Below are 21,120 nucleotides of genomic sequence, written 5' to 3' on the forward strand. Positions count from 1 at the left end.
ACACCTTCGCTCACTCCACCGTCACCGACTTGGCGAGGTTACGCGGCTGGTCCACCTCGTTCCCCCGCGCGGTCGCCAGCTCGCACGCGAAGACCTGCAGCGGCACGGTGGCCACCAGCGGCTGGAGCAGCACCGGGGTGGCCGGGACCCGGATCAGGTGGTCGGCGTACGGGGCCACGCTCTCGTCGCCCTCCTCGGCGATCACGATGGTGCGCGCGCCCCGGGCCCTGATCTCCTGGATGTTGGAGACGATCTTGTCGTGGAGCACCGAGCGGCCCTTGGGCGAGGGCACGACCACCACGACCGGCAGGTCCTCCTCGATCAGCGCGATCGGCCCGTGCTTCAGCTCGCCCGCCGCGAAGCCCTCGGCGTGCATGTAGGCCAGCTCCTTGAGCTTCAGGGCGCCCTCCAGGGCCACCGGGTAGCCCACGTGGCGGCCCAGGAAGAGGACCGTGTCCTTGCCCGCCAGGGAGCGCGCCAGCTCCCGCACCGGCTCCATCGTCTCCAGGACCCGCTCCACCTCCTGGGCGATGTCGGCGAGGTCGCGCACCACGGCCCGCACCTCGTCGCCCCACTTGGTGCCCCGCACCTGGCCCAGGTAGAGCGCCACCAGGTAGCAGGCCACCAGCTGGGTCAGGAACGCCTTGGTCGAGGCGACCGCGACCTCCGGGCCCGCGTGCGTGTACAGCACCGCGTCGGACTCGCGCGGGATGGTCGAGCCGTTGGTGTTGCAGATCGCGATCACCTTGGCGCCCTGCTCCCGGGCGTGCCGCAGCGCCATCAGGGTGTCCATGGTCTCCCCGGACTGGGAGATCGCGATCACCAGCGTGCGCTGGTCCAGGATCGGGTCCCGGTAGCGGAACTCGCTGGCCAGCTCCACCTCGCAGGGGATCCGGGTCCAGTGCTCGATGGCGTACTTGGCGATCAGGCCCGCGTGGAAGGCCGTGCCGCACGCCACGATGACGACCTTGTCGGCCTCCCGCAGCACCGCCCGGTCGATGCGCAGCTCGTCCAGGGTCAGCGAACCGGCCCCGTCGATCCGGCCCAGCAGGGTGTCGGCGACCGCCTTGGGCTGCTCGGCGATCTCCTTCAGCATGAAGTAGTCGTAGCCGCCCTTCTCGGCGGCCGACGCGTCCCAGTCCACGTGGTAGGCGCGCACCTCGGCGGGCGCCCCGTGGAAGTCGGTGACCTCCACCCCGTCCCTGCGCAGCTCCACCACCTGGTCCTGGCCCAGCTCCACCGCCGAGCGGGTGTGCGCGATGAACGCGGCCACGTCGGAGGCCAGGAACGCCTCGCCCTCGCCGACCCCGACCACCAGCGGCGAGTTGCGGCGCGCCCCGACCACCACGTCCGGCTCGTCCGCGTGCACCGCGACCAGCGTGAACGCGCCCTCCAGACGGCGGCACACCTGCCGCATCGACTCGGCCAGGTCGCCGCTGGCGGAGAACGCCTCGGCCAGCAGGTGGGCCACCACCTCGGTGTCGGTCTCCGAGGTGAGCTCGTGGCCGCGACCGGCCAGCTCGGCCCGGAGCGCGGCGAAGTTCTCGATGATCCCGTTGTGGACGACCGCGACCCGGCCCGCGTTGTCCAGGTGCGGGTGCGCGTTGGCGTCGGTCGGCCCGCCGTGGGTCGCCCAGCGCGTGTGCCCGATGCCGGTGGAACCGCTCGGCAGCGGCCGGTCCACCAGCTCCTTCTCCAGGTTGACGAGCTTGCCCGCCTTCCGCGCGGCGGCCAGGCCGCCGTCGGCGAGGACCGCCACGCCCGCCGAGTCGTAGCCCCGGTACTCCAGGCGCTTCAGACCCGCGATCACGACATCAAGCGCCGACTGCCCGCCGACGTACCCCACGATTCCGCACATGTCGGCAGGGTAGGGCCTGACCCCGCCGGTGGCCCGTAGCCCGGCGGAACCACGCCAAAGGGGGACACGGCCCGTTACGTCGCGTGACCCACCCCACCACCCAAACTCGACCGACAGCCACGACAATGGACCGGTGATCACTTCGCCGCCACGAAGCCGCCGAACGGAGACGTCGCCGTACGTCGACCTCACCCGCGAGGAGTGGAGCGCGCTGCGCGACAAGACGCCGCTCCCCCTGACCGCGGACGAGGTCGAGCGGCTGCGGGGCCTCGGTGACGTCATCGACCTGGACGAGGTACGCGACATCTACCTCCCGCTGTCCCGCCTGCTCAACCTGTACGTACAGGCCACCGCGGGCCTGCGGGGGGCGCTGAACACCTTCCTGGGCGACGCCACCCAGGGCCACGGCACCCAGACCGGCACGCCCTTCGTCATAGGGGTCGCCGGCTCGGTCGCCGTCGGCAAGTCCACCGTCGCCCGCCTGCTCCAGGCGCTGCTGGCCCGCTGGCCGGAGCACCCCCGGGTGGAGCTGGTGACCACGGACGGCTTCCTGTACCCGATGAAGGAGCTCCAGGCGCGCGGCCTGATGGCCCGCAAGGGCTTCCCGGAGTCGTACGACCGCAGGGCGCTGACCCGGTTCGTCGCCGACATCAAGGCCGGCAAGGACGAGGTGACCGCCCCGGTCTACTCGCACCTGATCTACGACATCGTGCCCGGCGAGCGGCTCACCGTGCGCCGCCCGGACATCCTGATCGTGGAGGGCCTGAACGTGCTCCAGCCGGCGCTGCCCGGCAAGGACGGCCGCACCCGGGTGGGCCTGGCGGACTACTTCGACTTCTCGGTGTACGTGGACGCGCGCGAGGAGGACATCGAGCGCTGGTACCTCAACCGGTTCCGCAAGCTGCGCGAGACCGCCTTCCAGAACCCCTTCTCCTACTTCCGCCGGTACACCCAGGTCTCCGAGGAGGAGGCCCTGGACTACGCCCGCACGATGTGGCGCACGATCAACAAGGTGAACCTCCTGGAGAACGTGGCGCCCACCCGGGGCCGCGCCAACCTGGTCGTCCGCAAGGGCCCGGACCACAAGGTCCAGCGGCTGTCGCTGCGCAAGCTCTGAGGGGCCGGCCCCCGGGCACGCCGAAGGGGCGTCACCTCGCGGTCGCGAGGTGACGCCCCTTCGATTGCCCTAGCCCAGCGCCGACTTGACCACGTCGGCGAGCCGCGCGGCGATCGAGCGGGCCTGGTCGATGTCCGCGGCCTCCACCATCACGCGCACCAGCGGCTCGGTGCCCGAGGGGCGCAGCAGCACCCGCCCGGTGGCGCCCAGCTCGCGCTCGGCCTCGGCGACCGCGGCGCCCAGCTCGGGGGAGGTCTTCACCCGGGACTTGTCCACGTCCGGCACGTTGACCAGGACCTGCGGCAGCCGCTCCATCACGCCCGCGAGGTCGGCCAGGGACCGGCCGGTCGCCACGACGCGGGCGGCCAGCATCAGGCCGGTGAGGGTGCCGTCGCCGGTGGTGGCGTGGTCCAGGACGATCACGTGCCCGGACTGCTCGCCGCCCAGCGCGTAGCCGTGCTGCTTCATCGACTCCAGGACGTAGCGGTCGCCGACCGCCGTCTGGACCAGCTCGAGGCCCTCGCGCTCCATGGCCAGCTTGAACCCGAGGTTCGACATGACCGTCGCGACCACGGTGTTCCCGCGCAGCGTGCCCGCCTCGCGCATGGCGAGCGCCAGCACCGCGAGGATCTGGTCGCCGTCGACCTCGTTGCCCGCGCCGTCCACCGCCAGGCAGCGGTCGGCGTCGCCGTCGTGCGCGATGCCGAAGTCCGCGCCGTGCTCCACGACCGCGGCCTTCAGCAGGTCCAGGTGGGTCGAGCCGCAGTCCTCGTTGATGTTGAGGCCGTCGGGCTCGGCGCCGATGGTGACGACCTCGGCCCCGGCGCGCGCGAACGCCTCCGGGGAGACCCGGGCGGCCGCGCCGTGCGCCTCGTCCAGGACGACCTTCAGGCCGTCGAGGCGGTTGGGCAGCACCCCGATGAGGTGGGCGACGTACTTGTCGAAGCCCTCGTCGTAGTCGCGCACCCGGCCCACGCCCGCGCCGGTCGGCCGGTCCCAGGGCGCGCCGGTGCGGTGCTCGGCGTACACGGACTCGATGCGGTCCTCCAGCTCGTCGGCGAGCTTGTGGCCGCCGCGCGCGAAGAACTTGATGCCGTTGTCGGGCATGGCGTTGTGCGACGCGGACAGCATCACGCCCAGGTCGGCCCCGAGGGAGCCGGTCAGGTACGCGACGGCCGGGGTCGGCAGCACGCCGACGCGCAGCACGTCCACGCCCGCGCTCGCCAGGCCCGCCACGACGGCGGCCTCCAGGAACTCTCCCGACGCGCGCGGGTCGCGACCGACCACCGCGGTCGGCCGGTGCCCCTCGAAGGTGCCCGCCTCGGCGAGCACGTGCGCCGCCGCGACCGACAGACCGAGCGCCAGCTCCGCCGTCAGATCCGCGTTGGCGACACCGCGCACGCCGTCCGTGCCGAAGAGTCGTCCCACAGCTGTCCTCCGAAAATGCTCCGAAAATGCAGGCCCCCGGGCATCGTGTGCCCCGAGGTCGTGGAAAGACGTACGCCCCGGCAGCACGGAGAGGTGCCGCCGGGGCGTACGTGTAAAGCAGGCCGAGCAGGCGATTTAGCGCTTGCTGTACTGCGGGGCCTTGCGGGCCTTCTTGAGACCGGCCTTCTTGCGCTCGACCGCGCGGTCGTCGCGGCTCAGGAAGCCGGCCTTCTTCAGCGGGCCGCGGTTGTTGTCCACGTCCGCCTCGTTCAGGGCGCGGGCCACGCCGAGGCGCAGGGCGCCGGCCTGGCCGGACACGCCGCCACCCGCGATGCGGGCGATGACGTCGTAGCGGTCGTCGAGCTCGAGCACCTTGAAGGGCTCGTTGACTTCCTGCTGGTGGACCTTGTTCGGGAAGTAGTCCTCGAGCGTGCGCCCGTTGATCTTCCACTTGCCGGTGCCCGGGACGATCCGGACGCGGGCGATGGCGTTCTTGCGGCGGCCCAGGCCGGCGGCCGGCTGCGGGTCGCCGAAGCGCGACGCCATGGACTCCGAGGTGTACTCGCCCTCGACGGGGACCTCGGACTCGAAGGTGGTGACCTCGGCGTAGGTCTCCTCGCCCTCGATGGGGTTCTCAACAGTGGTCTCGGCCACGATGCTCCTCAGATTCTTTTTCGTCTTAGGGGGTGGCCGGAACTACTGCGCGACCTGGGTGATCTCGAACGGGACCGGCTGCTGGGCAGCGTGCGGGTGGTTCTCGCCCGCGTAGACCTTCAGCTTCGAGAGCATCTGACGGCCCAGGGTGTTCTTGGGGATCATGCCCTTGATGGCCTTCTCGACGGCCTTCTCGGGGTTCTTGGCCAGCAGCTCGTCGTAACGGACGGAGCGCAGACCACCCGGGTAGCCGGAGTGGCGGTACGCCATCTTCTGGGTCTTCTTGTTGCCGGACAGGTGGACCTTGTCAGCGTTGATGATGATGACGAAGTCGCCCATGTCCATGTGGGGGGCGTAGACCGGCTTGTGCTTGCCTCGCAGGAGGTTCGCAGCCGTGGTCGCCAGACGGCCCAGGACGATGTCCTGCGCGTCGATGATGTGCCACTGGCGAGTGACATCGCCGGGCTTGGGGCTAAACGTACGCACTTCGTAGCCTTCGCTTCTTCAGTGGATGGAGTCCAGACACACCTGAAGCGATCATGCAGCTGGGGCCTGCACTGCCGGGATCAACGCCCGTATGCGAGCCACTGGTAACTGCTCCAGGGAACTTGCGCAACGGCCTTCCTCGTGAGAACGACGAAGCCAATACGCACAACAAACGCCAAGGCTACCCGGGCCACCCCCGGCGGGTCAAAACGCCGGGGGACGCCCGGGCCGGTCAGCGGGTCCGCTCCACCCGGCGCTCGTCCCACACCGGCTCCGCCGTCTCGCGGACCTTCCCGTCGCTGCCGAAGACCAGGTAGCGGTCGAAGGAGCGGGCGAACCAGCGGTCGTGCGTGACCGCCAGGACCGTGCCCTCGTACGCCTCAAGGCCCTGCTGCAGCGCCTCCGCCGACTCCAGGTCCAGGTTGTCCGTCGGCTCGTCCAGGAGCAGCGCCGTGGTCCCCGCGAGCTCCAGGAGCAGGATCTGGAAGCGGGCCTGCTGGCCGCCCGAGAGCCGCTCGAAGGCCTGGTCGCCCTGCTTCTCCAGCTCGTAACGCCGCAGCACCGACATCGCGCCCCCGCGGTCCTTGGCGTGCTCCGTCCACAGGATGTCCACCAGGGTGCGCCCCAGCAGCTCGGGGTGCGCGTGCGTCTGCGCGAAGTGGCCGGGCACCACGCGGGCGCCCAGCTTCCACTGGCCGGTGTGCGCCACCGACCCGTCCCCGGCCAGCAGCCGCAGGAAGTGCGACTTGCCCGAGCCGTTGGAGCCCAGCACCGCGACCCGCTCCCCGTAGAAGACCTCCAGCGAGAACGGCTTCATCAGGCCGGTCAGCTCCAGGTCCTGCGCGGTCACCGCCCGCACCCCGGTGCGCCCGCCGCGCAGCCGCATCCGGATGTCCTGCTCGCGCGGCGGCTCCGGCGGCGGCCCGGCCTCCTCGAACTTGCGCAGCCGGGTCTGCGCCGCCGCGTACCGCGAGGCCATCTCATGGCTGACCGAGGCCGCCTGGCGCAGGTTGACGACCAGCTTCTTAAGCTGCGCGTGCTTCTCCTCCCAGCGGCGCTTCAGCTCCTCGAAGCGGGCGAACCGCTCCCGGCGCGCCTCGTGGAAGGTGTCGAAGCCGCCGCCGTGCACCCACACGTCCGACCCGGCGGGACCCGGCTCCACCGCGACGATCTTCTGCGCGGCGCGGGCCAGCAGCTCCCGGTCGTGGGAGATGAACAGCACGGTCTTGCGGGTCTCCCGCAGCCGCTCCTCCAGCCAGCGCTTGCCGGGCACGTCCAGGTAGTTGTCCGGCTCGTCCAGCAGCAGCACCTCGTCGGAGCCGCGCAGCAGGTACTCCAGGACCAGCCGCTTCTGCTCGCCGCCGCTGAGCGTGCGCACCTGGCGGAACTGCGCCTTGTCGTAGGGCACGCCCATCGCGGCCGTGGTGCAGATGTCCCAGAGGGTCTCGAACTCGTACCCCTGCACCTCCGCCCAGTCGCTGAGCGCCTGCGCGTACGCCATCTGCGCGGCCTCGTCGTCGACCGTCATGATCCGGTGCTCGGCCTCGTCGACCGCCTTCGCGGCCGTACGGATCCGGGCCGGGGCCACCGAGACCAGCAGGTCGCGGACCGTCGACTCGTCCCGCACCGCGCCCACGAACTGCGGCATCACGCCGAGCCCGCCGCTGACGGTGACCGTGCCGCCGTGCGGCTGGAGCTCGCCGGAGACCAGCCGGAGCAGGGTGGTCTTGCCCGCCCCGTTCGCCCCGACCAGGGCGACGACGGCGCCCTCGCCGACCCGGAACGAGACGTCCCCGAGGAGCACCCTCCCGTCCGGAAGGTAGTACTCAAGATGCGCGGCCTCGACGTGTCCCATGCAGACGATTGTGAGGCCCCCCGCGCACTGCTCCCAACCGATTTCTCCACGGGCGCCACGCCGTACACTGCGCGGCATGAGTTTCGGGGGACCCCAGTGGCCGCAGGAGCCGCAGAGCCGGCAGCCACAGCAGCAGCCGTACGGAAACGATCCCTTCGGGGCACCCTCCGGGGGCACTCCCGACTGGGCCGCGATGGCCGACGCCTCGGCCGCCCGCACCCGGCGCAAGCGCTGGCTGGTGATCGGCGGCGGCGTGCTCGCCACCGCCGCGGTCGCCGCGATCGTCGCCACCGCGGTCGTCACCTCGAACAAGAGCGGCTCCGACGGCAAGAACGAGTCGCTGCCCAGCGCCCCCGCGCTGCCCAGCGACAGCGCACGGCCGCAGCCCTCGTTCTCCTCCGTGGCCCCCGCTCCCCCGCCGGACCCCAAGGACTTCATCGTCGACGAGAAGAAGGACCGGGCGCCGCTGAGCGCCGAGGGCCTCTTCCCCGGCAAGAAGCTCACCATGGGCGACCGGGCGTACGCCAAGGGCGCCACCGCCGCCACCACCGACTGCGCCTCCGCCACCACCGCCGGGCTCGGCGCGGTCCTGGAGCGCAACGGCTGCGACCGGGTGCTGCGCGCCACCTACCTCAAGGACGGCGTCGCGATCACCGTGGGCGTCGCGGTCTTCGGCACCGAGGCCGAGGCGCTCAAGGCCAAGGCCCAGGCCGCCGGCGGCATCGCCCCGCTGGCGGGCGACGGCGTGGACGCGTTCTGCCGCGCCACGGTCTGCCTGCGCCGGGCGAACTCGCTGGGCCGGTACGCGTACTTCACGCAGGCGGGCTTCACGAGCGGCAAGAAGGTGACCAAGGCCGACGCCGCCGTGTTCCGGGCCAGCGACGACCTCGGCACCTTCGCCTTCAACCAGATCTACGGCCGCGGCAGGCTCCAGGCCTCAGCAGCAGCCACCGCCCCCGCCGGCTGAGCCGCCGGGCAGGGTGCGCCGGTTGCGGGCCTCCAGGTTCCGGGCGGCCAACAGCTCGTCGGCCGGGTAGCCGACCTCCTCCAGGGTGAGCCCGTGCGGGCGCACCACGTGCACGGCGGAGTCGCGCACCCCGGCGGCGAGGACCTTGCCGGGCCAGTCCGCGGGCCGGTGCCCGTCGCCGACGAAGAGCATCGCGCCGACCAGCGAGCGGACCATGTTGTGGCAGAAGGCGTCCGCGCGCACGGTCGCCTCCAGGACGCCGTCGGGCCGCCGCTCCCAGCGCAGCTCCTGGAGCGTACGGATGGTGGTGGCGCCCTCGCGGCGCTTGCAGTAGGCGGCGAAGTCGTGCTCGCCGAGCAGCCTCTCGGCCGCCTCGTTCATGGCGTCCAGGTCCAGCGGCCAGTCGTGCCACAGGACGTGCCCGCGCAGCAGCGGGTCGACGCCGCCGGGGTCGTCGGTGACCCGGTAGGCGTAGCGGCGCCAGATCGCGGAGAAGCGGGCGTTGAAGCCGGCCGGCGCCTCGGCCGCCCGCCACACCCGCACGTCGTGGGAGAGCCGCCCGGCCAGCCGCCGCAGCAGCTTGTCCTGGTGCTCGGCCCACACCCCGGCGGGCAGGTCCACGTGGGCGACCTGGCCGCGAGCGTGCACCCCGGCGTCGGTGCGGCCCGCGACGGTGAGCTCGTACGTCCGCGGGGACCGCGTCACCGTCCGGATCGCGTCCTCGATCTCGCCCTGGACGGTCCGCCGCCCGCCGGGCTGCCTGGCCCAGCCGGAGAAGTCCTTCCCGTCGTACGAAAGGTCCAGCCGCACCCGTACGAAGCCGGGCTCCACGTCATCGCTCACGCGATCATCCTCTCCACGCGGAACGGGCCCGCTCCCCGAAGGGAACGGACCCGTCCACCAGCCTGTCAGAACGCTCAGGCGTCCTTGGCCTCGTCCTCGGTCGCCTCGGCGCCCTTGGCGGCCTCGTCGGCCTCCTTGACGGCGCGCTTGGTGGCGGCCTCGGCCTCGGCGACGGTCGCCTTCTTGGCGATCTCGCCCTCGACCAGCTCGATCACGGCCATCGGGGCGTTGTCGCCACGACGGTTGCCGATCTTGGTGATGCGGGTGTAGCCACCCGGACGCTGCTCGTACCGCGGCGCGATCTCGGTGAAGAGGGTGTGGACGATGCCCTTGTCGGTGATCGTCTGCAGCACCAGGCGACGGTTGTGGATGTCGCCCTTCTTCGCCTTGGTGATCAGGCGCTCGGCGACCGGACGCAGGCGGCGGGCCTTGGCCTCGGTCGTCGTGATGCGACCGTGCTCGAAGAGCGACTTCGCGAGGTTCGCGAGGAGCAGCTTCTCGTGCGCGGCGCTGCCGCCCAGGCGGGCACCCTTGGTGGGACGCGGCATGGTGTTTCTCCTTGATGTCTGCCCCGGCCGTATCAGGTACCGGGGTCAGGGCCCCGCGGGCGGACGCCCGCGGGCAGCTATCAGTACTGCTCGGTCTCGACGAAGCCGGCGTCGGCGTCGTCGTCCGCGCCGAACGCGTCGGCGGCGGCGGTCGGGTCGAACCCGGGGGGCGAGTCCTTCAGGGCCAGGCCCATGCCGGCGAGCTTCGCCTTGACCTCGTCGATCGACTTCGCACCGAAGTTGCGGATGTCGAGCAGGTCCGCCTCGGAACGGGCCACGAGCTCACCCACGGAGTGGATGCCCTCGCGCTTGAGGCAGTTGTAGGAGCGGACGGTGAGCTCCAGCTCCTCGATCGGCAGCGCCAGGTCGGCGGCCAGGGCGGCGTCCGTGGGGGACGGGCCCATGTCGATGCCCTCGGCGTCGATGTTCAGCTCGCGGGCCAGGCCGAACAGCTCGACCAGGGTCTTGCCGGCGGACGCCATGGCGTCGCGCGGGCGCATGGCCTGCTTGGTCTCGACGTCGACGATGAGCTTGTCGAAGTCGGTGCGCTGCTCGACTCGGGTCGCCTCGACCTTGTAGGTGACCTTGAGGACCGGCGAGTAGATGGAGTCGACCGGGATGCGGCCGATCTCCTGGCCGACCTGCTTGTTCTGCACGGCGGAGACGTAGCCGCGACCGCGCTCGACGGTCAGCTCCATCTCCAGCTTGCCCTTGCCGTTGAGCGTGGCGAGGACCAGGTCGGGGTTGTGCACCTCGACACCGGCCGGCGGGGCGATGTCGGCGGCGGTGACCAGACCCGGGCCCTGCTTGCGCAGGTACATCACGACCGGCTCGTCGTGCTCCGAGGAGACGACCAGCTGCTTGATGTTCAGGATGAGGTCGGTGACGTCCTCCTTGACGCCCGGCACGGTGGTGAACTCGTGCAGGACGCCGTCGATCCGGATGCTGGTGACAGCGGCGCCGGGGATCGAGGACAGGAGGGTGCGGCGGAGGGAGTTGCCGAGCGTGTAGCCGAAGCCCGGCTCCAGGGGCTCGATGACGAACCGCGAGCGGTACTCGTCGACGACCTCTTCGGTCAGCGAGGGACGCTGAGCGATCAGCATGTGGTGAATCCTTCAGTCATGGGCACCCACTATTTGATGCCCGACAGGTACTGCAAGGGTACGGGCGGCGCGGCCACAAGGGACCGCACCGCCCGGAAACCTCAGATGAAGCAACGCAGCGTCAGACGCGGCGGCGCGGGTCACCTCCGCTGACGCGGAGCGGGCGCCGTCACACCTGGATCAGACGCGGCGGCGCTTCGGGGGGCGGCAGCCGTTGTGCGGGGTCGGCGTGACGTCCTGGATCGAGCCGACCTCGAGGCCGGTCGCCTGCAGGGAGCGGATGGCGGTCTCACGACCGGAACCCGGGCCCTTGACGAAGACGTCGACCTTGCGCATGCCGTGCTCCTGGGCGCGGCGGGCAGCCGACTCGGCGGCCATCTGCGCGGCGAACGGCGTGGACTTGCGGGAGCCCTTGAAGCCGACGTGGCCGGCGGAGGCCCACGAGATCACGTTGCCGGTCGGGTCCGTGATGGACACGATCGTGTTGTTGAACGTGCTCTTGATGTGCGCGTGGCCGTGAGCGACGTTCTTCTTTTCCTTGCGGCGCACCTTCTTGGCAGCGCCCTGACGACCCTTGGGGGGCATCTCTTACTCCTACGGGGAGGTGGTCGGTCCTACAGCGCAAGACCGCTGGAAAGCGAGTCCGCTGAGGACTACTTCTTGCCCGGCTTCTTCTTGCCGGCGATGGCGCGACGCGGGCCCTTGCGGGTACGGGCGTTCGTGCTGGTGCGCTGGCCGTGGACCGGCAGACCGCGACGGTGACGCAGGCCCTGGTAGCAGCCGATCTCGACCTTGCGGCGGATGTCGGCCTGGACCTCGCGGCGGAGGTCACCCTCGGTGCGGAGGTTGGCGTCCACGTACTCGCGGATCTTGACCAGGTCCTCTTCGGCCAGGTCACGAACGCGGGTGTTCGGGTTCACGCCGGTGGAGGCGAGGATCTCCTTGGACCGGGTGCGCCCGATACCGAAGACGTAGGTGAGTGCGATCTCCACACGCTTTTCGCGCGGGATGTCGACACCGGAAACGCGTGCCATTGAATGGCTCCTGTGTGTTCGGGGGTCTTCCACAGAGCCGCTCCAGGCCGCCGTACGAGGTACGAACCGGGTCCCCGGCCCCCGCCGGAGGTGTCAACGCCGAAGCGTTGGACTCTGCGTATGTACGAATTTGCTCGCGTCGCGCGAAGTCTGCGAAATGCAGAAGGGGGTCGTGCGTCAGCCCTGGCGCTGCTTGTGGCGCAGGTTGTCGCAGATGACCATGACCCGACCGTGACGGCGGATCACCTTGCACTTGTCGCAGATCTTCTTGACGCTCGGCTTGACCTTCATGGGATGTGAGGTTCTCCGGGTCAGTGCCAGCACCCCGCAGGGGGTGACGGCAAGATCTACTTGTATCGGTAGACGATCCGCCCACGCGTCAGGTCGTACGGAGACAGCTCCACGACGACCCGGTCGTCCGGAAGGATTCGGATGTAGTGCATCCGCATCTTGCCGGAGATGTGCGCGAGGACCTTGTGACCGTTCTGGAGCTCTACCTTGAACATGGCGTTCGGCAGGGACTCGATCACGGTGCCCTCGATTTCGATGGCACCTTGCTTCTTGGCCACGCTTCGCCCTTCGAATCGGCTACCTTGATCGACTCTCGCCTTCGCATACGGACATACGGGTACACGAGAGCCGACGCATCAGTCTACGTCAGTGCACCCGAAAAGACGAATCCAAGGATTTTGCCCACTGGCGAAGATCCTTACTCAGGTGCCCGGCGTCTTCCCGGCGGGGCCGGGGAAGTCTTCAGCCCAGCGGGTCCGGAGCGGCCACCACGCCGAGCTCCGCCAGCTTCGCCCGCCCGCAGTCCGGGGCGGTGAGGACCAGCGGGCCCTCCTCCGTCACGGCCACCGAGTGCTCCCAGTGCGAGGACCAGGTGCCGTCCGTGGTCACCACCGTCCAGTCGTCGGCGAGCACCTCGGTGCGCGGGGTGCCCAGCGACACCATCGGCTCGATGGCCAGGCAGAGGCCGGGGACCAGCTTGGGGCCCTTGCCGCGCTTGCGGGAGACGTAGTTCAGCAGGTGCGGGTCCATGTGCATCTCGGTGCCGATGCCGTGGCCGCCGTAGTCCTCGATGATCCCGAACTTGCCCAGGCTGTGCTCACCGGTCGACGGGCGCGGCTGGCGCCGGATGTAGGACTCGATGGCCTTGGAGACGTCCACCAGGCGGTTGCCGGTCTTCATCGCGGCGACGCCGGCCCACATGGACTCCTCGGTCACCCGGGACAGCTCGACCAGCTCGGGGGCGTGCCCCGAGCCGACGAAGGCGGTGTACGCGGCGTCGCCGTGCCAGCCGTCCACGATGGCGCCCGCGTCGATGGAGATGATGTCGCCGTCCGCCAGGACGACCTCGTCGCTGGGGATGCCGTGGACCACGACCTCGTTCTTCGAGGTGCAGATGGTCGCGGGGAAGCCCCCGTACCCCAGGAAGTTCGACTTCGCGCCGTGCTCGGCGATCACCTTGCGGGCGACCTCGTCCAGGTCCCGGGTGGTCGAACCGGGCACGGCGGCCTCGCGGGTCGCCGCGTGGATGGCGGCGACGACCAGTCCCGCCTCGCGCATCTTCGCGATCTGCTCGGGGGTCTTGATCTGCACCATGGCGGCCGGGGCCTCTCTGAACGTACGAGTACGGGACATCAACACTACGGCCGCGGCGCCCCTCGGGGCACCGCGGCCGTGGCTACGAACGTGGGACCAGGACCTAGGCGGCCTGGTCGCCGGGGCGGAGCGCGTCCATCGCGCGCGCCGTGACCTCGTCCACCTTGCCGAGCGCGGAGATCGTCACGACCAGGCCCTGGGCCCGGTAGTAGTCGATGATCGGCTCGGTCTGGGTGTGGTAGACCTCCAGGCGCTTGCGGACGGTCTCCTCCTTGTCGTCGTCCCGCTGGTACAGCTCGCCGCCGCAGGCGTCGCAGACGCCCTCGGCCTTCGGCGCGTTGTACGTGGCGTGGAAGACGTGCGCGGAGTCGTTCCGGCAGATGCGGCGGCCCGCGATCCGCTTCACGACCTCGTCCTCGGGGACCTCCAGGTCCAGCACGGCGTCCAGCTTCACGTCGTCGGCCTTCAGGGCCACGTCGAGCGCCTCGGCCTGCGAGACGTTGCGCGGGAAGCCGTCGAGGAGGAAGCCGTTCACCGCGTCGGGCTGCGCCATGCGGTCCTTGGCCATCCCGATGGTGACCTCGTCCGGGACCAGCTGGCCCGCGTCCATGTAGGACTTGGCCCGCATGCCCAGCTCCGTGCCCTGGCTGATGTTGGCACGGAAGAGGTCGCCCGTGGAGATGTGCGGGATCGACAGGTTCTTGGCAAGGAACGCGGCCTGCGTTCCCTTGCCGGCACCGGGCGGTCCGACGAGGACGATTCGCATCAGCGGAGGAACCCTTCGTAATTGCGCTGCTGGAGCTGGCTCTCGATCTGCTTCACGGTCTCCAGACCCACACCCACGATGATCAGGATGCTCGTCCCGCCGAAGGGGAAGTTCTGGTTCGCGCCGCCGAAGCCCGCCAACGCCATCGTCGGCACAAGAGCGATCAGGCCCAGGTACAGCGAGCCCGGCCAGGTGATCCGGTTGAGCACGTAGCTGAGGTACTCAGCGGTCGGTCGGCCAGCCCGGATGCCCGGGATGAAGCCACCATACTTCTTCATGTTGTCGGCGACTTCCTCGGGGTTGAACGAGATCGCCACGTAGAAGAAGGCGAAGAACACGATCAGGAGGAAGTAGGCGGCGATGTAGTAGGGGTGGTCACCCTTGACGAAGTGCGCTTCGATCCAGGTCTTCCAGCCCGCGGTGGAGTTGGAGAACTGCGCGACCAGCGCCGGGATGTAGAGCAGCGACGAGGCGAAGATGACGGGAATCACACCCGCCTGGTTCACCTTGAGCGGGATGTACGTCGACGTACCGCCGTAGGAACGGCGGCCGATCATGCGCTTCGCGTACTGCACGGGGATGCGGCGCTGGGCCTGCTCGACGAAGACGACCAGGGCCACCATCACGAAGCCGATCAGGATGACCGTGCTGAACTCGATCCAGCCCTTGGCGAGCTTGCCGCTCTCCTTGATGGCCCACAGGGCGCCCGGGAAGCCGGCGGCGATCGAGATGAACATCAGGATCGACATGCCGTTGCCGATGCCGCGGTCGGTGATGAGCTCGCCCAGCCACATGACGACGGCCGTGCCGGCGGTCATCGTGATCACCATCGTGATGATGGTGAAGATGGACTGGTTCGGCACGACCTGGTCGGCGACCGTGCAGCCGCTGAAGAGCGCACCGCTCTTGGCGGTGGCGACCAGACCGGTGCCCTGGAGGATGGCCAGCGCGACCGTGAGGTAGCGGGTGTACTGCGTGATCTTGGTCGTGCCGGCCTGGCCCTCCTTCTTGAGGGCTTCGAGGCGGGGGATGACCACGGTCAGGAGCTGCAGGATGATGCTCGCCGTGATGTACGGCATGATGCCGAGGGCGAAGATCGTGATCTGCAGCAGCGCGCCGCCGCTGAACATGTTGACCAGGCCGAAGAGGCTGTTGTTGCCCCTGCTCGCCTGGTCCACGCACTGCTGCACGGCCTGATAGCTGACGCCGGGCACGGGGATGTGCGCCCCGAGGCGGTAGAGCACGATGATGCCCAGCGTGAAGAGCAGCTTCTTGCGCAGGTCGGGCGTCTTGAACGCCCGGGCGAACGCGGTGAGCACGGTGCCTCCTGCGACCCCCGCGCTACTGCGTCAGAGGTGACGGTCTTGAGGTTCGACGAATACGGGATCGGTAACGGGTCAAAAAACCGTACGGGCACACCGCACGGAAGTTAGACGTGCACGCCACCTTACCGGCGACCGTGCCCCCCTAGGAACGACCAACCGGGGATGCCCCTTTTGGGAGGCACCCCCGGTTGGATGTTCATGCCATCGAGTCGTCTCAGACGAGCTCGGTGACGCTGCCGCCGGCAGCGGTGATCTTCTCCTTGGCGGAGCCGGAGACGGCGTCGACCGTCACCTGCAGCGCCACGGAGACCTCGCCCTGGCCCAGGACCTTGACGAGCTGGTTCTTGCGCACGGCACCCTTGGCGACCAGGTCGGCCACGGTGACCTCGCCACCCTGCGGGTACAGGGTCGCGAGCTTGTCCAGGTTCACGACCTGGAACTCGGTGCGGAACGGGTTCTTGAAGCCCTTCAGCTTCGGGAGGCGCATGTGGAGGGGCATCTGGCCACCCTCGAAGCGCTCCGGAACCTGGTAACGGGCCTTCGTGCCCTTGGTACCACGACCGGCCGTCTTACCCTTCGACGCCTCACCACGACCCACACGGGTCTTGGCGGTCTTGGCGCCCGGGGCGGGACGGAGGTTGTGGATCTTGAGCGGGTTGTTCTCCGCCATGATCAGTCGACCTCCTCAACCGTCACGAGGTGGCGGACGGTGTGCACCATTCCGCGGAACTCGGGGCGGTCCTCCTTGACGACCACGTCGTTCAGGCGCTTGAGCCCGAGCGAACGCAGCGTGTCGCGGTGGTTCTGCTTGCTGCCGATGTACGACTTCACCTGCGTGATCTTGAGCTGCGCCATTACGCACCAGCCCCGGCACGCGCACGCAGCAGGGCCGCGGGGGCGACGTCCTCGAGCGGCAGACCGCGGCGGGCCGCGATCTCCTCGGGACGCTGCAGACCCTTCAGGGCCGCCACGGTGGCGTGCACGATGTTGATCGCGTTGTCGGAGCCCAGGGACTTCGACAGGATGTCGTGGACGCCGGCGCACTCGAGCACGGCGCGCACCGGACCACCGGCGATGACGCCGGTACCCGGGGACGCGGGCTTGAGCAGCACGACGCCGGCAGCCTTCTCACCCTGGATGGGGTGCGGGATGGTGCCCTGGATGCGGGGGACCTTGAAGAAGTGCTTCTTGGCCTCCTCAACACCCTTGGCGATGGCGGCCGGCACCTCCTTGGCCTTGCCGTAACCGACACCCACGGTGCCGTCACCGTCGCCCACCACGACCAGCGCGGTGAAGCTGAAGCGACGACCACCCTTGACAACCTTGGCGACACGGTTGATCGCGACAACGCGCTCAACGTAAGCGGTCTTCTCGGCGGCAGCTGCGCCGCCGTCACGGCCCTTCCGGTCCCGCCGCTCGCCGCCACCGGCACCGCTTCCGCGGCGCTGGGGTCCAGCCATTGGATTACCTCTCTCTGTTACGTCCGTTAGTCCCGGAACCGGGGCTTAGAACTTCAGCCCGGCTTCGCGGGCGGCGTCAGCCAGAGCGGCAATGCGCCCGGCGTACCTGTTGCCACCACGGTCGAACACGACGGCCTCGACACCGGCGGCCTTGGCGCGCTCGGCGACCAGGGCGCCGACCTGCTTGGCCTGCGCGGACTTGTCACCCTCGCCACCGCGGACCGAAGAGTCCAGGTGGGAGGCCGACGCCAGCGTGTGGCCCTTGAGGTCGTCGATGACCTGAGCGGTGATACCGCGGTTCGAACGCGTCACGACGAGGCGCGGACGCTCCGCCGTACCCGACACGCTCTTGCGGATCCGCATGTGGCGACGCGCCTTCGCGGCGCGCTTGTAAGCGTCGCCCTTGGCGATCTTCACACCGTATGCCATGGCTTACTTACCAGCCTTTCCGACCTTGCGGCGGATGACCTCGCCCGCGTACTTGACGCCCTTGGCCTTGTACGGGTCGGGCTTGCGCAGCTTGCGGATGTTGGCCGCAACCTCGCCGACCTTCTGCTTGTCGATGCCCTCGACCGAGAACTTGGTCGGCGACTCGACCTTGAAGGAGATCCCCTCGGGGGCCTCCACCAGGATCGGGTGGCTGTAGCCGAGCTGGAACTCCAGGTTGGAGCCCTTCGCGGCCACGCGGTAACCGACACCGCTGATCTCGAGCGCCTTGACGTACCCCTGGGTCACACCGGTGATCATGTTGGCCACCAGCGTGCGGGACAGGCCGTGAAGGGCCTTGTTCTGACGCTCGTCGTTCGGGCGGGTGACGTTCAGGACGCCGTCCTCACCCTTGGCGATCTCGATCGGCGCGGCAACGGTGTGGGTCAGGGCGCCCTTGGGACCCTTGACCTGGACCGTACGGCCATCGATGGTGACATCCACGCCGGCGGGAACCGAGATGGGGAGCTTGCCGATACGCGACATGGTTCTTCTCCTCCGTTCCCGGACTACCAGACGTAGGCGAGGACTTCCCCACCCACGCCCTTCTTCTGCGCCTGCTTGTCGGTCAGCAGACCGTGCGACGTGGAGATGATCGCCACGCCGAGGCCGCCCAGAACCTTGGGCAGGTTGGTGGACTTCGCGTAGACCCGGAGACCGGGCTTGGAGATGCGCTTGATACCAGCGATCGAGCGCTCACGGTTGGGGCCGAACTTCAGCTCCAGGACGAGGCTCTTGCCGACCTCGGCGTCCTCGACCTTCCAGCCCGTGATGAAGCCCTCCTGCTGGAGGATCTCCGCGATGTGGGACTTGATCTTGCTGTGCGGCATCGTCACGGAGTCGTGGTACGCCGAGTTCGCGTTACGCAGACGCGTCAGCATGTCCGCGATCGGATCAGTCATGGTCATGAATTGGCCTTCGGCCTCTCTCGCCGGGGTTTCCTGTATGCGCCATCCCTCTCCCCACTCATGGGCGGGACGGGTGCGGTGCGGGGACCTACGGCGTAGTAAGTCGATCAGGGCGGCGGGCGCCCAACCCCACAAGCCTAAGGCATGCGGAGGTGGGCCCCGCCGTCCCGTGTCTTACCGAGAGTCTCCGATAAAACCCGGAAAACCGGGGATTACCAGGAGCTCTTGGTCACGCCCGGCAGCTCGCCACGGTGAGCCATCTCACGAAGGCACACGCGGCAGAGGCCGAACTTGCGGTACACGGAGTGGGGGCGACCGCAGCGCTGGCAGCGGGTGTACGCACGCACACCGAACTTGGGCTTGCGGGCAGCCTTCGCGATGAGAGCCTTCTTCGCCATCTCGCTTACGCCTCCTTGAACGGGAAGCCGAGGTGACGAAGGAGCGCGCGGCCCTCAGCGTCGTTGGTCGCCGTGGTGACCACGGTGATGTCCATACCCCGGGTACGGTCGATCTTGTCCTGGTCGATCTCGTGGAACATGACCTGCTCCGTGAGACCGAAGGTGTAGTTGCCACGGCCGTCGAACTGCTTCGGCGACAGGCCGCGGAAGTCGCGGATGCGCGGCAGCGCGAGCGACAGCGTACGGTCCAGGAACTCCCACATGCGGTCACCGCGGAGGGTGACGTGGGCACCGATCGGCTGGCCCTCGCGCAGCTTGAACTGCGCGATGGACTTGCGGGCCTTGGTGACGGCAGGCTTCTGGCCGGTGATCGTGGTCAGGTCGCGGATCGCGCCCTCGATCAGCTTCGAGTCACGGGCGGCGTCGCCGACACCCATGTTGACCACGATCTTCACGAGGCCGGGAACCTGCATGACGTTCTCGTACGAGAACTCCTCACGCAGCTTGCCCGCGATCTCCTCGCGGTACTTCAGCTTCAGACGCGGATTGGTGGTAGCCATCAGATGTCCTCACCCGTCCGCTTGGCAACGCGGATCTTGTTGCCCTCGTCGTCGAAGCGGTAACCGACGCGCGTGACGACCTTGTTGCCATCCTTCTCAACGACCAGCTGGACGTTGGAGATGTGGATGGGGGCCTCGGTCGTGACGATGCCACCGGTCTGCGAACCACGGGCGGTCTGGCCGGCCTTGGTGTGCTTCTTGACCCGGTTGACACCCTCGACCAGGACGCGGTCCTCGCGGGGGAAGGCCGCGATGACCTTGCCCTGCTTGCCCTTGTCCTTGCCGGTGATGACCTGTACCAGGTCGCCCTTCTTGATCTTCATGCTTACAGCACCTCCGGCGCGAGCGAGATGATCTTCATGAACTTCTTCTCGCGCAGCTCACGGCCGACCGGGCCGAAGATACGGGTGCCGCGAGGGTCGCCGTCGTTCTTCAGAATGACGGCGGCGTTCTCGTCGAAGCGGATGTACGAGCCGTCCTGGCGGCGGCGCTCCTTGACGGTGCGAACGATGACCGCCTTGACGACGTCACCCTTCTTCACGTTGCCACCGGGGATCGCGTCCTTGACGGTGGCGACGATGACGTCACCGATGCCCGCGTAGCGGCGACCCGAGCCACCGAGAACACGGATGCAAAGGATCTCCTTGGCACCAGTGTTGTCGGCGACGCGAAGTCGCGACTCCTGCTGGATCACGTCTATCTCCTGTTTGTCTGCCGGTTCCCGGCAGGGGCCGGTTTCTCAGCCCCTGCCGAGCCTGGCGGAACGAACCTGAAGGAAACCCTTCAGGTGATTACTTGGCCTTCTCGAGGATCTCGACGATGCGCCAGCGCTTGCTCGCCGACAGCGGACGCGTCTCCATGATGAGGACGCGGTCGCCGACGCCGGCAGCGTTCTGCTCGTCGTGCGCCTTGAGCTTGTTCGTACGGCGGATGACCTTGCCGTACAGCGCGTGCTTCACGCGGTCCTCGACGGCGACGACGACGGTCTTGTCCATCTTGTCGCTGACGACGAGACCCTCGCGGGTCTTGCGGAAACCGCGCGCCTCGGTGTTCTCAGTCACGTTGCTCTCGCTCATCAGGCGCTCTCCACCGTCTCGATGCCCAGCTCGCGCTCACGCATCAGGGTGTAGATCCGCGCGATGTCCTTGCGGACGGCCTTGAGCCGACCGTGGTTCTCGAGCTGACCGGTCGCCGCCTGGAAGCGGAGGTTGAACAGCTCTTCCTTGGCCTCGCGGAGCTTGGCGACAAGCTCCTCGTTGCCCAGCTCGCGCAGCTCGGACGCCTTGGTACCGGCCGACATCACGCTTCACCTGCCTCGCGCTTGACGATCCGGCACTTCATCGGCAGCTTGTGGGCCGCACGAGTCAGAGCTTCACGCGCAATCTTCTCGTTCGGGTAGGACAGCTCGAACATGACCCGGCCCGGGTGCACGTTCGCGACCCACCACTCGGGGGAACCCTTACCGGAACCCATGCGGGTCTCGGCGGGCTTCTTCGTCAGAGGACGGTCCGGGTAGATGTTGATCCAGACCTTGCCGCCACGCTTGATGTGGCGGGTCATCGCGATACGCGCCGCCTCGATCTGGCGGTTGGTCACGTACGCCGGCGTGACGGCCTGGATGCCGTACTCACCGAACGCGACCTGCGTACCACCCTTGGCCATGCCGCGGCGCTTGGGGTGGTGCTGCTTGCGGTGCTTGACCCTACGGGGGATCAGCAT

Annotated in this window: 30 protein-coding genes; 2 read left to right on the plus strand and 28 right to left on the minus strand. The window is 68.9% G+C overall.

The features are described from left to right. Nucleotides 1-10: 10 nt before the first annotated feature. Nucleotides 11-1,858: a glutamine--fructose-6-phosphate transaminase (isomerizing) gene (gene glmS / locus ABT160_RS32110; RefSeq protein WP_351651458.1), complete on the minus strand. Its 1,848-nt coding sequence runs from the start codon at nt 1,856-1,858 to the stop codon at nt 11-13. Between the two features lie 133 nt (nt 1,859-1,991). On the opposite strand from glmS, the gene coaA reads away from it, so the two are divergent. Then, a complete protein-coding gene (gene coaA / locus ABT160_RS32115) occupies nt 1,992-2,975 on the plus strand; it encodes a type I pantothenate kinase (protein ID WP_351651459.1) in 984 nt (327 codons plus the stop codon). A gap of 69 nt (nt 2,976-3,044) precedes the next feature. Here the strand turns inward: coaA and glmM are convergent, their stop codons facing one another. From glmM to ABT160_RS32135, 4 genes are all read right to left on the minus strand, one after another. Beyond that, a complete protein-coding gene (gene glmM, locus ABT160_RS32120) occupies nt 3,045-4,403 on the minus strand; it encodes a phosphoglucosamine mutase (protein WP_351651460.1) in 1,359 nt (452 codons plus the stop codon). Between the two features lie 135 nt (nt 4,404-4,538). Next, nucleotides 4,539-5,057, minus strand: a complete 519-nt coding sequence (rpsI, locus tag ABT160_RS32125; RefSeq protein WP_351651461.1) for a 30S ribosomal protein S9 — start codon at nt 5,055-5,057, stop codon at nt 4,539-4,541. A 42-nt stretch (nt 5,058-5,099) separates the two neighbouring features. After that, nucleotides 5,100-5,543, minus strand: a complete 444-nt coding sequence (rplM, locus tag ABT160_RS32130; RefSeq protein ID WP_351651462.1) for a 50S ribosomal protein L13 — start codon at nt 5,541-5,543, stop codon at nt 5,100-5,102. Nucleotides 5,544-5,775: 232 nt separating this feature from the next. Beyond that, nucleotides 5,776-7,398 carry an ABC-F family ATP-binding cassette domain-containing protein gene (locus ABT160_RS32135; RefSeq protein WP_351651463.1) on the minus strand — a complete coding sequence of 541 codons (1,623 nt, stop codon included), beginning with the start codon at nt 7,396-7,398 and terminating at the stop codon, nt 5,776-5,778. Between the two features lie 76 nt (nt 7,399-7,474). Between ABT160_RS32135 and ABT160_RS32140 the strand changes: the two genes are divergently transcribed. After that, nucleotides 7,475-8,365 (plus strand): hypothetical protein, encoded by an 891-nt coding sequence (locus ABT160_RS32140; RefSeq protein WP_351651464.1) that lies wholly within the window; start codon nt 7,475-7,477, stop codon nt 8,363-8,365. Here ABT160_RS32140 and truA read toward each other — a convergent pair. From truA to rplP, 23 genes are all read right to left on the minus strand, one after another. Beyond that, nucleotides 8,336-9,208, minus strand: a complete 873-nt coding sequence (gene truA / locus ABT160_RS32145; protein ID WP_351651465.1) for a tRNA pseudouridine(38-40) synthase TruA — start codon at nt 9,206-9,208, stop codon at nt 8,336-8,338. The genes ABT160_RS32140 and truA overlap by 30 nt on opposite strands. A gap of 74 nt (nt 9,209-9,282) precedes the next feature. Next, nucleotides 9,283-9,756: a 50S ribosomal protein L17 gene (gene rplQ / locus ABT160_RS32150; RefSeq protein ID WP_351651466.1), complete on the minus strand. Its 474-nt coding sequence runs from the start codon at nt 9,754-9,756 to the stop codon at nt 9,283-9,285. 80 nt (nt 9,757-9,836) lie between these two features. Further along, nucleotides 9,837-10,859 carry a DNA-directed RNA polymerase subunit alpha gene (locus ABT160_RS32155; protein WP_003956430.1) on the minus strand — a complete coding sequence of 341 codons (1,023 nt, stop codon included), beginning with the start codon at nt 10,857-10,859 and terminating at the stop codon, nt 9,837-9,839. Between the two features lie 180 nt (nt 10,860-11,039). Then, a complete protein-coding gene (rpsK, locus tag ABT160_RS32160) occupies nt 11,040-11,444 on the minus strand; it encodes a 30S ribosomal protein S11 (RefSeq protein WP_003948617.1) in 405 nt (134 codons plus the stop codon). A gap of 68 nt (nt 11,445-11,512) precedes the next feature. Continuing rightward, entirely contained in the window at nt 11,513-11,893 is a 381-nt protein-coding gene (gene rpsM, locus ABT160_RS32165) for a 30S ribosomal protein S13 (protein ID WP_266659690.1), read from the minus strand. Nucleotides 11,894-12,070: 177 nt separating this feature from the next. Beyond that, on the minus strand, nt 12,071-12,184 hold the full coding sequence (gene rpmJ, locus ABT160_RS32170) for a 50S ribosomal protein L36 (protein WP_003956441.1): 114 nt from the start codon (nt 12,182-12,184) through the stop codon (nt 12,071-12,073). 56 nt (nt 12,185-12,240) lie between these two features. Further along, complete coding sequence (gene infA / locus ABT160_RS32175) at nt 12,241-12,462, minus strand: translation initiation factor IF-1 (protein WP_003956442.1); 222 nt, start codon at nt 12,460-12,462, stop codon at nt 12,241-12,243. 184 nt (nt 12,463-12,646) lie between these two features. Further along, nucleotides 12,647-13,498: a type I methionyl aminopeptidase gene (gene map / locus ABT160_RS32180; protein WP_351651467.1), complete on the minus strand. Its 852-nt coding sequence runs from the start codon at nt 13,496-13,498 to the stop codon at nt 12,647-12,649. A gap of 103 nt (nt 13,499-13,601) precedes the next feature. Beyond that, a complete protein-coding gene (locus tag ABT160_RS32185; protein ID WP_351651468.1) occupies nt 13,602-14,264 on the minus strand; it encodes an adenylate kinase in 663 nt (220 codons plus the stop codon). Continuing rightward, on the minus strand, nt 14,264-15,583 hold the full coding sequence (gene secY, locus ABT160_RS32190) for a preprotein translocase subunit SecY (protein WP_351651469.1): 1,320 nt from the start codon (nt 15,581-15,583) through the stop codon (nt 14,264-14,266). The genes ABT160_RS32185 and secY overlap by 1 nt, the downstream gene beginning before the upstream one ends. Nucleotides 15,584-15,803: 220 nt before the next feature. Further along, a complete protein-coding gene (gene rplO / locus ABT160_RS32195; protein ID WP_351651470.1) occupies nt 15,804-16,259 on the minus strand; it encodes a 50S ribosomal protein L15 in 456 nt (151 codons plus the stop codon). A gap of 2 nt (nt 16,260-16,261) precedes the next feature. Beyond that, complete coding sequence (gene rpmD / locus ABT160_RS32200; protein ID WP_037747988.1) at nt 16,262-16,444, minus strand: 50S ribosomal protein L30; 183 nt, start codon at nt 16,442-16,444, stop codon at nt 16,262-16,264. Further along, nucleotides 16,444-17,049 carry a 30S ribosomal protein S5 gene (rpsE, locus tag ABT160_RS32205; protein ID WP_005313527.1) on the minus strand — a complete coding sequence of 202 codons (606 nt, stop codon included), beginning with the start codon at nt 17,047-17,049 and terminating at the stop codon, nt 16,444-16,446. The genes rpmD and rpsE overlap by 1 nt, the downstream gene beginning before the upstream one ends. Before the next feature lie 45 nt (nt 17,050-17,094). Beyond that, entirely contained in the window at nt 17,095-17,478 is a 384-nt protein-coding gene (gene rplR / locus ABT160_RS32210; RefSeq protein ID WP_351651471.1) for a 50S ribosomal protein L18, read from the minus strand. Nucleotides 17,479-17,481: 3 nt separating this feature from the next. Then, complete coding sequence (gene rplF / locus ABT160_RS32215; protein ID WP_351651472.1) at nt 17,482-18,021, minus strand: 50S ribosomal protein L6; 540 nt, start codon at nt 18,019-18,021, stop codon at nt 17,482-17,484. Between the two features lie 23 nt (nt 18,022-18,044). After that, entirely contained in the window at nt 18,045-18,443 is a 399-nt protein-coding gene (gene rpsH, locus ABT160_RS32220; protein WP_351651473.1) for a 30S ribosomal protein S8, read from the minus strand. 212 nt (nt 18,444-18,655) lie between these two features. Continuing rightward, nucleotides 18,656-18,841, minus strand: coding sequence for a type Z 30S ribosomal protein S14 (locus ABT160_RS32225; protein ID WP_003956452.1), 186 nt, complete (start codon nt 18,839-18,841; stop codon nt 18,656-18,658). A 5-nt stretch (nt 18,842-18,846) separates the two neighbouring features. After that, entirely contained in the window at nt 18,847-19,404 is a 558-nt protein-coding gene (rplE, locus tag ABT160_RS32230) for a 50S ribosomal protein L5 (protein ID WP_351651492.1), read from the minus strand. After that, nucleotides 19,401-19,724 carry a 50S ribosomal protein L24 gene (rplX, locus tag ABT160_RS32235; protein ID WP_351651474.1) on the minus strand — a complete coding sequence of 108 codons (324 nt, stop codon included), beginning with the start codon at nt 19,722-19,724 and terminating at the stop codon, nt 19,401-19,403. The genes rplE and rplX overlap by 4 nt, the downstream gene beginning before the upstream one ends. 2 nt (nt 19,725-19,726) lie before the next feature. Next, nucleotides 19,727-20,095, minus strand: a complete 369-nt coding sequence (gene rplN, locus ABT160_RS32240) for a 50S ribosomal protein L14 (RefSeq protein ID WP_003956455.1) — start codon at nt 20,093-20,095, stop codon at nt 19,727-19,729. 97 nt (nt 20,096-20,192) lie between these two features. Next, nucleotides 20,193-20,477: a 30S ribosomal protein S17 gene (gene rpsQ, locus ABT160_RS32245; RefSeq protein ID WP_351651475.1), complete on the minus strand. Its 285-nt coding sequence runs from the start codon at nt 20,475-20,477 to the stop codon at nt 20,193-20,195. Next, complete coding sequence (rpmC, locus tag ABT160_RS32250) at nt 20,477-20,701, minus strand: 50S ribosomal protein L29 (RefSeq protein WP_017949657.1); 225 nt, start codon at nt 20,699-20,701, stop codon at nt 20,477-20,479. Before rpmC ends, rpsQ begins: the two co-directional genes overlap by 1 nt. Continuing rightward, on the minus strand, nt 20,701-21,120 hold the full coding sequence (gene rplP / locus ABT160_RS32255; protein ID WP_351651476.1) for a 50S ribosomal protein L16: 420 nt from the start codon (nt 21,118-21,120) through the stop codon (nt 20,701-20,703). Before rplP ends, rpmC begins: the two co-directional genes overlap by 1 nt.

Origin of the sequence: Streptomyces sp. NPDC001941 (assembly GCF_040296945.1) — a bacterium.
In the GTDB taxonomy this organism is placed as follows: Bacteria; Actinomycetota; Actinomycetes; order Streptomycetales; family Streptomycetaceae; genus Streptomyces.

Coding starts and splice junctions, on each gene's coding strand:
- glmS (WP_351651458.1), bottom strand. CDS start 1,858: ATGTGCGGAATCGTGGGGTACGTCGGCGGGCAGTCGGCGCTTGATGTC.
- ABT160_RS32135 (WP_351651463.1), bottom strand. CDS start 7,398: ATGGGACACGTCGAGGCCGCGCATCTTGAGTACTACCTTCCGGACGGG.
- ABT160_RS32140 (WP_351651464.1), top strand. CDS start 7,475: ATGAGTTTCGGGGGACCCCAGTGGCCGCAGGAGCCGCAGAGCCGGCAG.
- rplQ (WP_351651466.1), bottom strand. CDS start 9,756: ATGCCGCGTCCCACCAAGGGTGCCCGCCTGGGCGGCAGCGCCGCGCAC.
- ABT160_RS32155 (WP_003956430.1), bottom strand. CDS start 10,859: ATGCTGATCGCTCAGCGTCCCTCGCTGACCGAAGAGGTCGTCGACGAG.
- rpsK (WP_003948617.1), bottom strand. CDS start 11,444: ATGCCCCCCAAGGGTCGTCAGGGCGCTGCCAAGAAGGTGCGCCGCAAG.
- rpsM (WP_266659690.1), bottom strand. CDS start 11,893: ATGGCACGCGTTTCCGGTGTCGACATCCCGCGCGAAAAGCGTGTGGAG.
- rpmJ (WP_003956441.1), bottom strand. CDS start 12,184: ATGAAGGTCAAGCCGAGCGTCAAGAAGATCTGCGACAAGTGCAAGGTG.
- map (WP_351651467.1), bottom strand. CDS start 13,498: ATGGTGCAGATCAAGACCCCCGAGCAGATCGCGAAGATGCGCGAGGCG.
- ABT160_RS32185 (WP_351651468.1), bottom strand. CDS start 14,264: ATGCGAATCGTCCTCGTCGGACCGCCCGGTGCCGGCAAGGGAACGCAG.
- rplO (WP_351651470.1), bottom strand. CDS start 16,259: ATGGCGGAGAACAACCCGCTCAAGATCCACAACCTCCGTCCCGCCCCG.
- rpmD (WP_037747988.1), bottom strand. CDS start 16,444: ATGGCGCAGCTCAAGATCACGCAGGTGAAGTCGTACATCGGCAGCAAG.
- rpsE (WP_005313527.1), bottom strand. CDS start 17,049: ATGGCTGGACCCCAGCGCCGCGGAAGCGGTGCCGGTGGCGGCGAGCGG.
- rplR (WP_351651471.1), bottom strand. CDS start 17,478: ATGGCATACGGTGTGAAGATCGCCAAGGGCGACGCTTACAAGCGCGCC.
- rplF (WP_351651472.1), bottom strand. CDS start 18,021: ATGTCGCGTATCGGCAAGCTCCCCATCTCGGTTCCCGCCGGCGTGGAT.
- rpsH (WP_351651473.1), bottom strand. CDS start 18,443: ATGACCATGACTGATCCGATCGCGGACATGCTGACGCGTCTGCGTAAC.
- ABT160_RS32225 (WP_003956452.1), bottom strand. CDS start 18,841: ATGGCGAAGAAGGCTCTCATCGCGAAGGCTGCCCGCAAGCCCAAGTTC.
- rplX (WP_351651474.1), bottom strand. CDS start 19,724: ATGAAGATCAAGAAGGGCGACCTGGTACAGGTCATCACCGGCAAGGAC.
- rpsQ (WP_351651475.1), bottom strand. CDS start 20,477: ATGAGCGAGAGCAACGTGACTGAGAACACCGAGGCGCGCGGTTTCCGC.
- rpmC (WP_017949657.1), bottom strand. CDS start 20,701: ATGTCGGCCGGTACCAAGGCGTCCGAGCTGCGCGAGCTGGGCAACGAG.
- rplP (WP_351651476.1), bottom strand. CDS start 21,120: ATGCTGATCCCCCGTAGGGTCAAGCACCGCAAGCAGCACCACCCCAAG.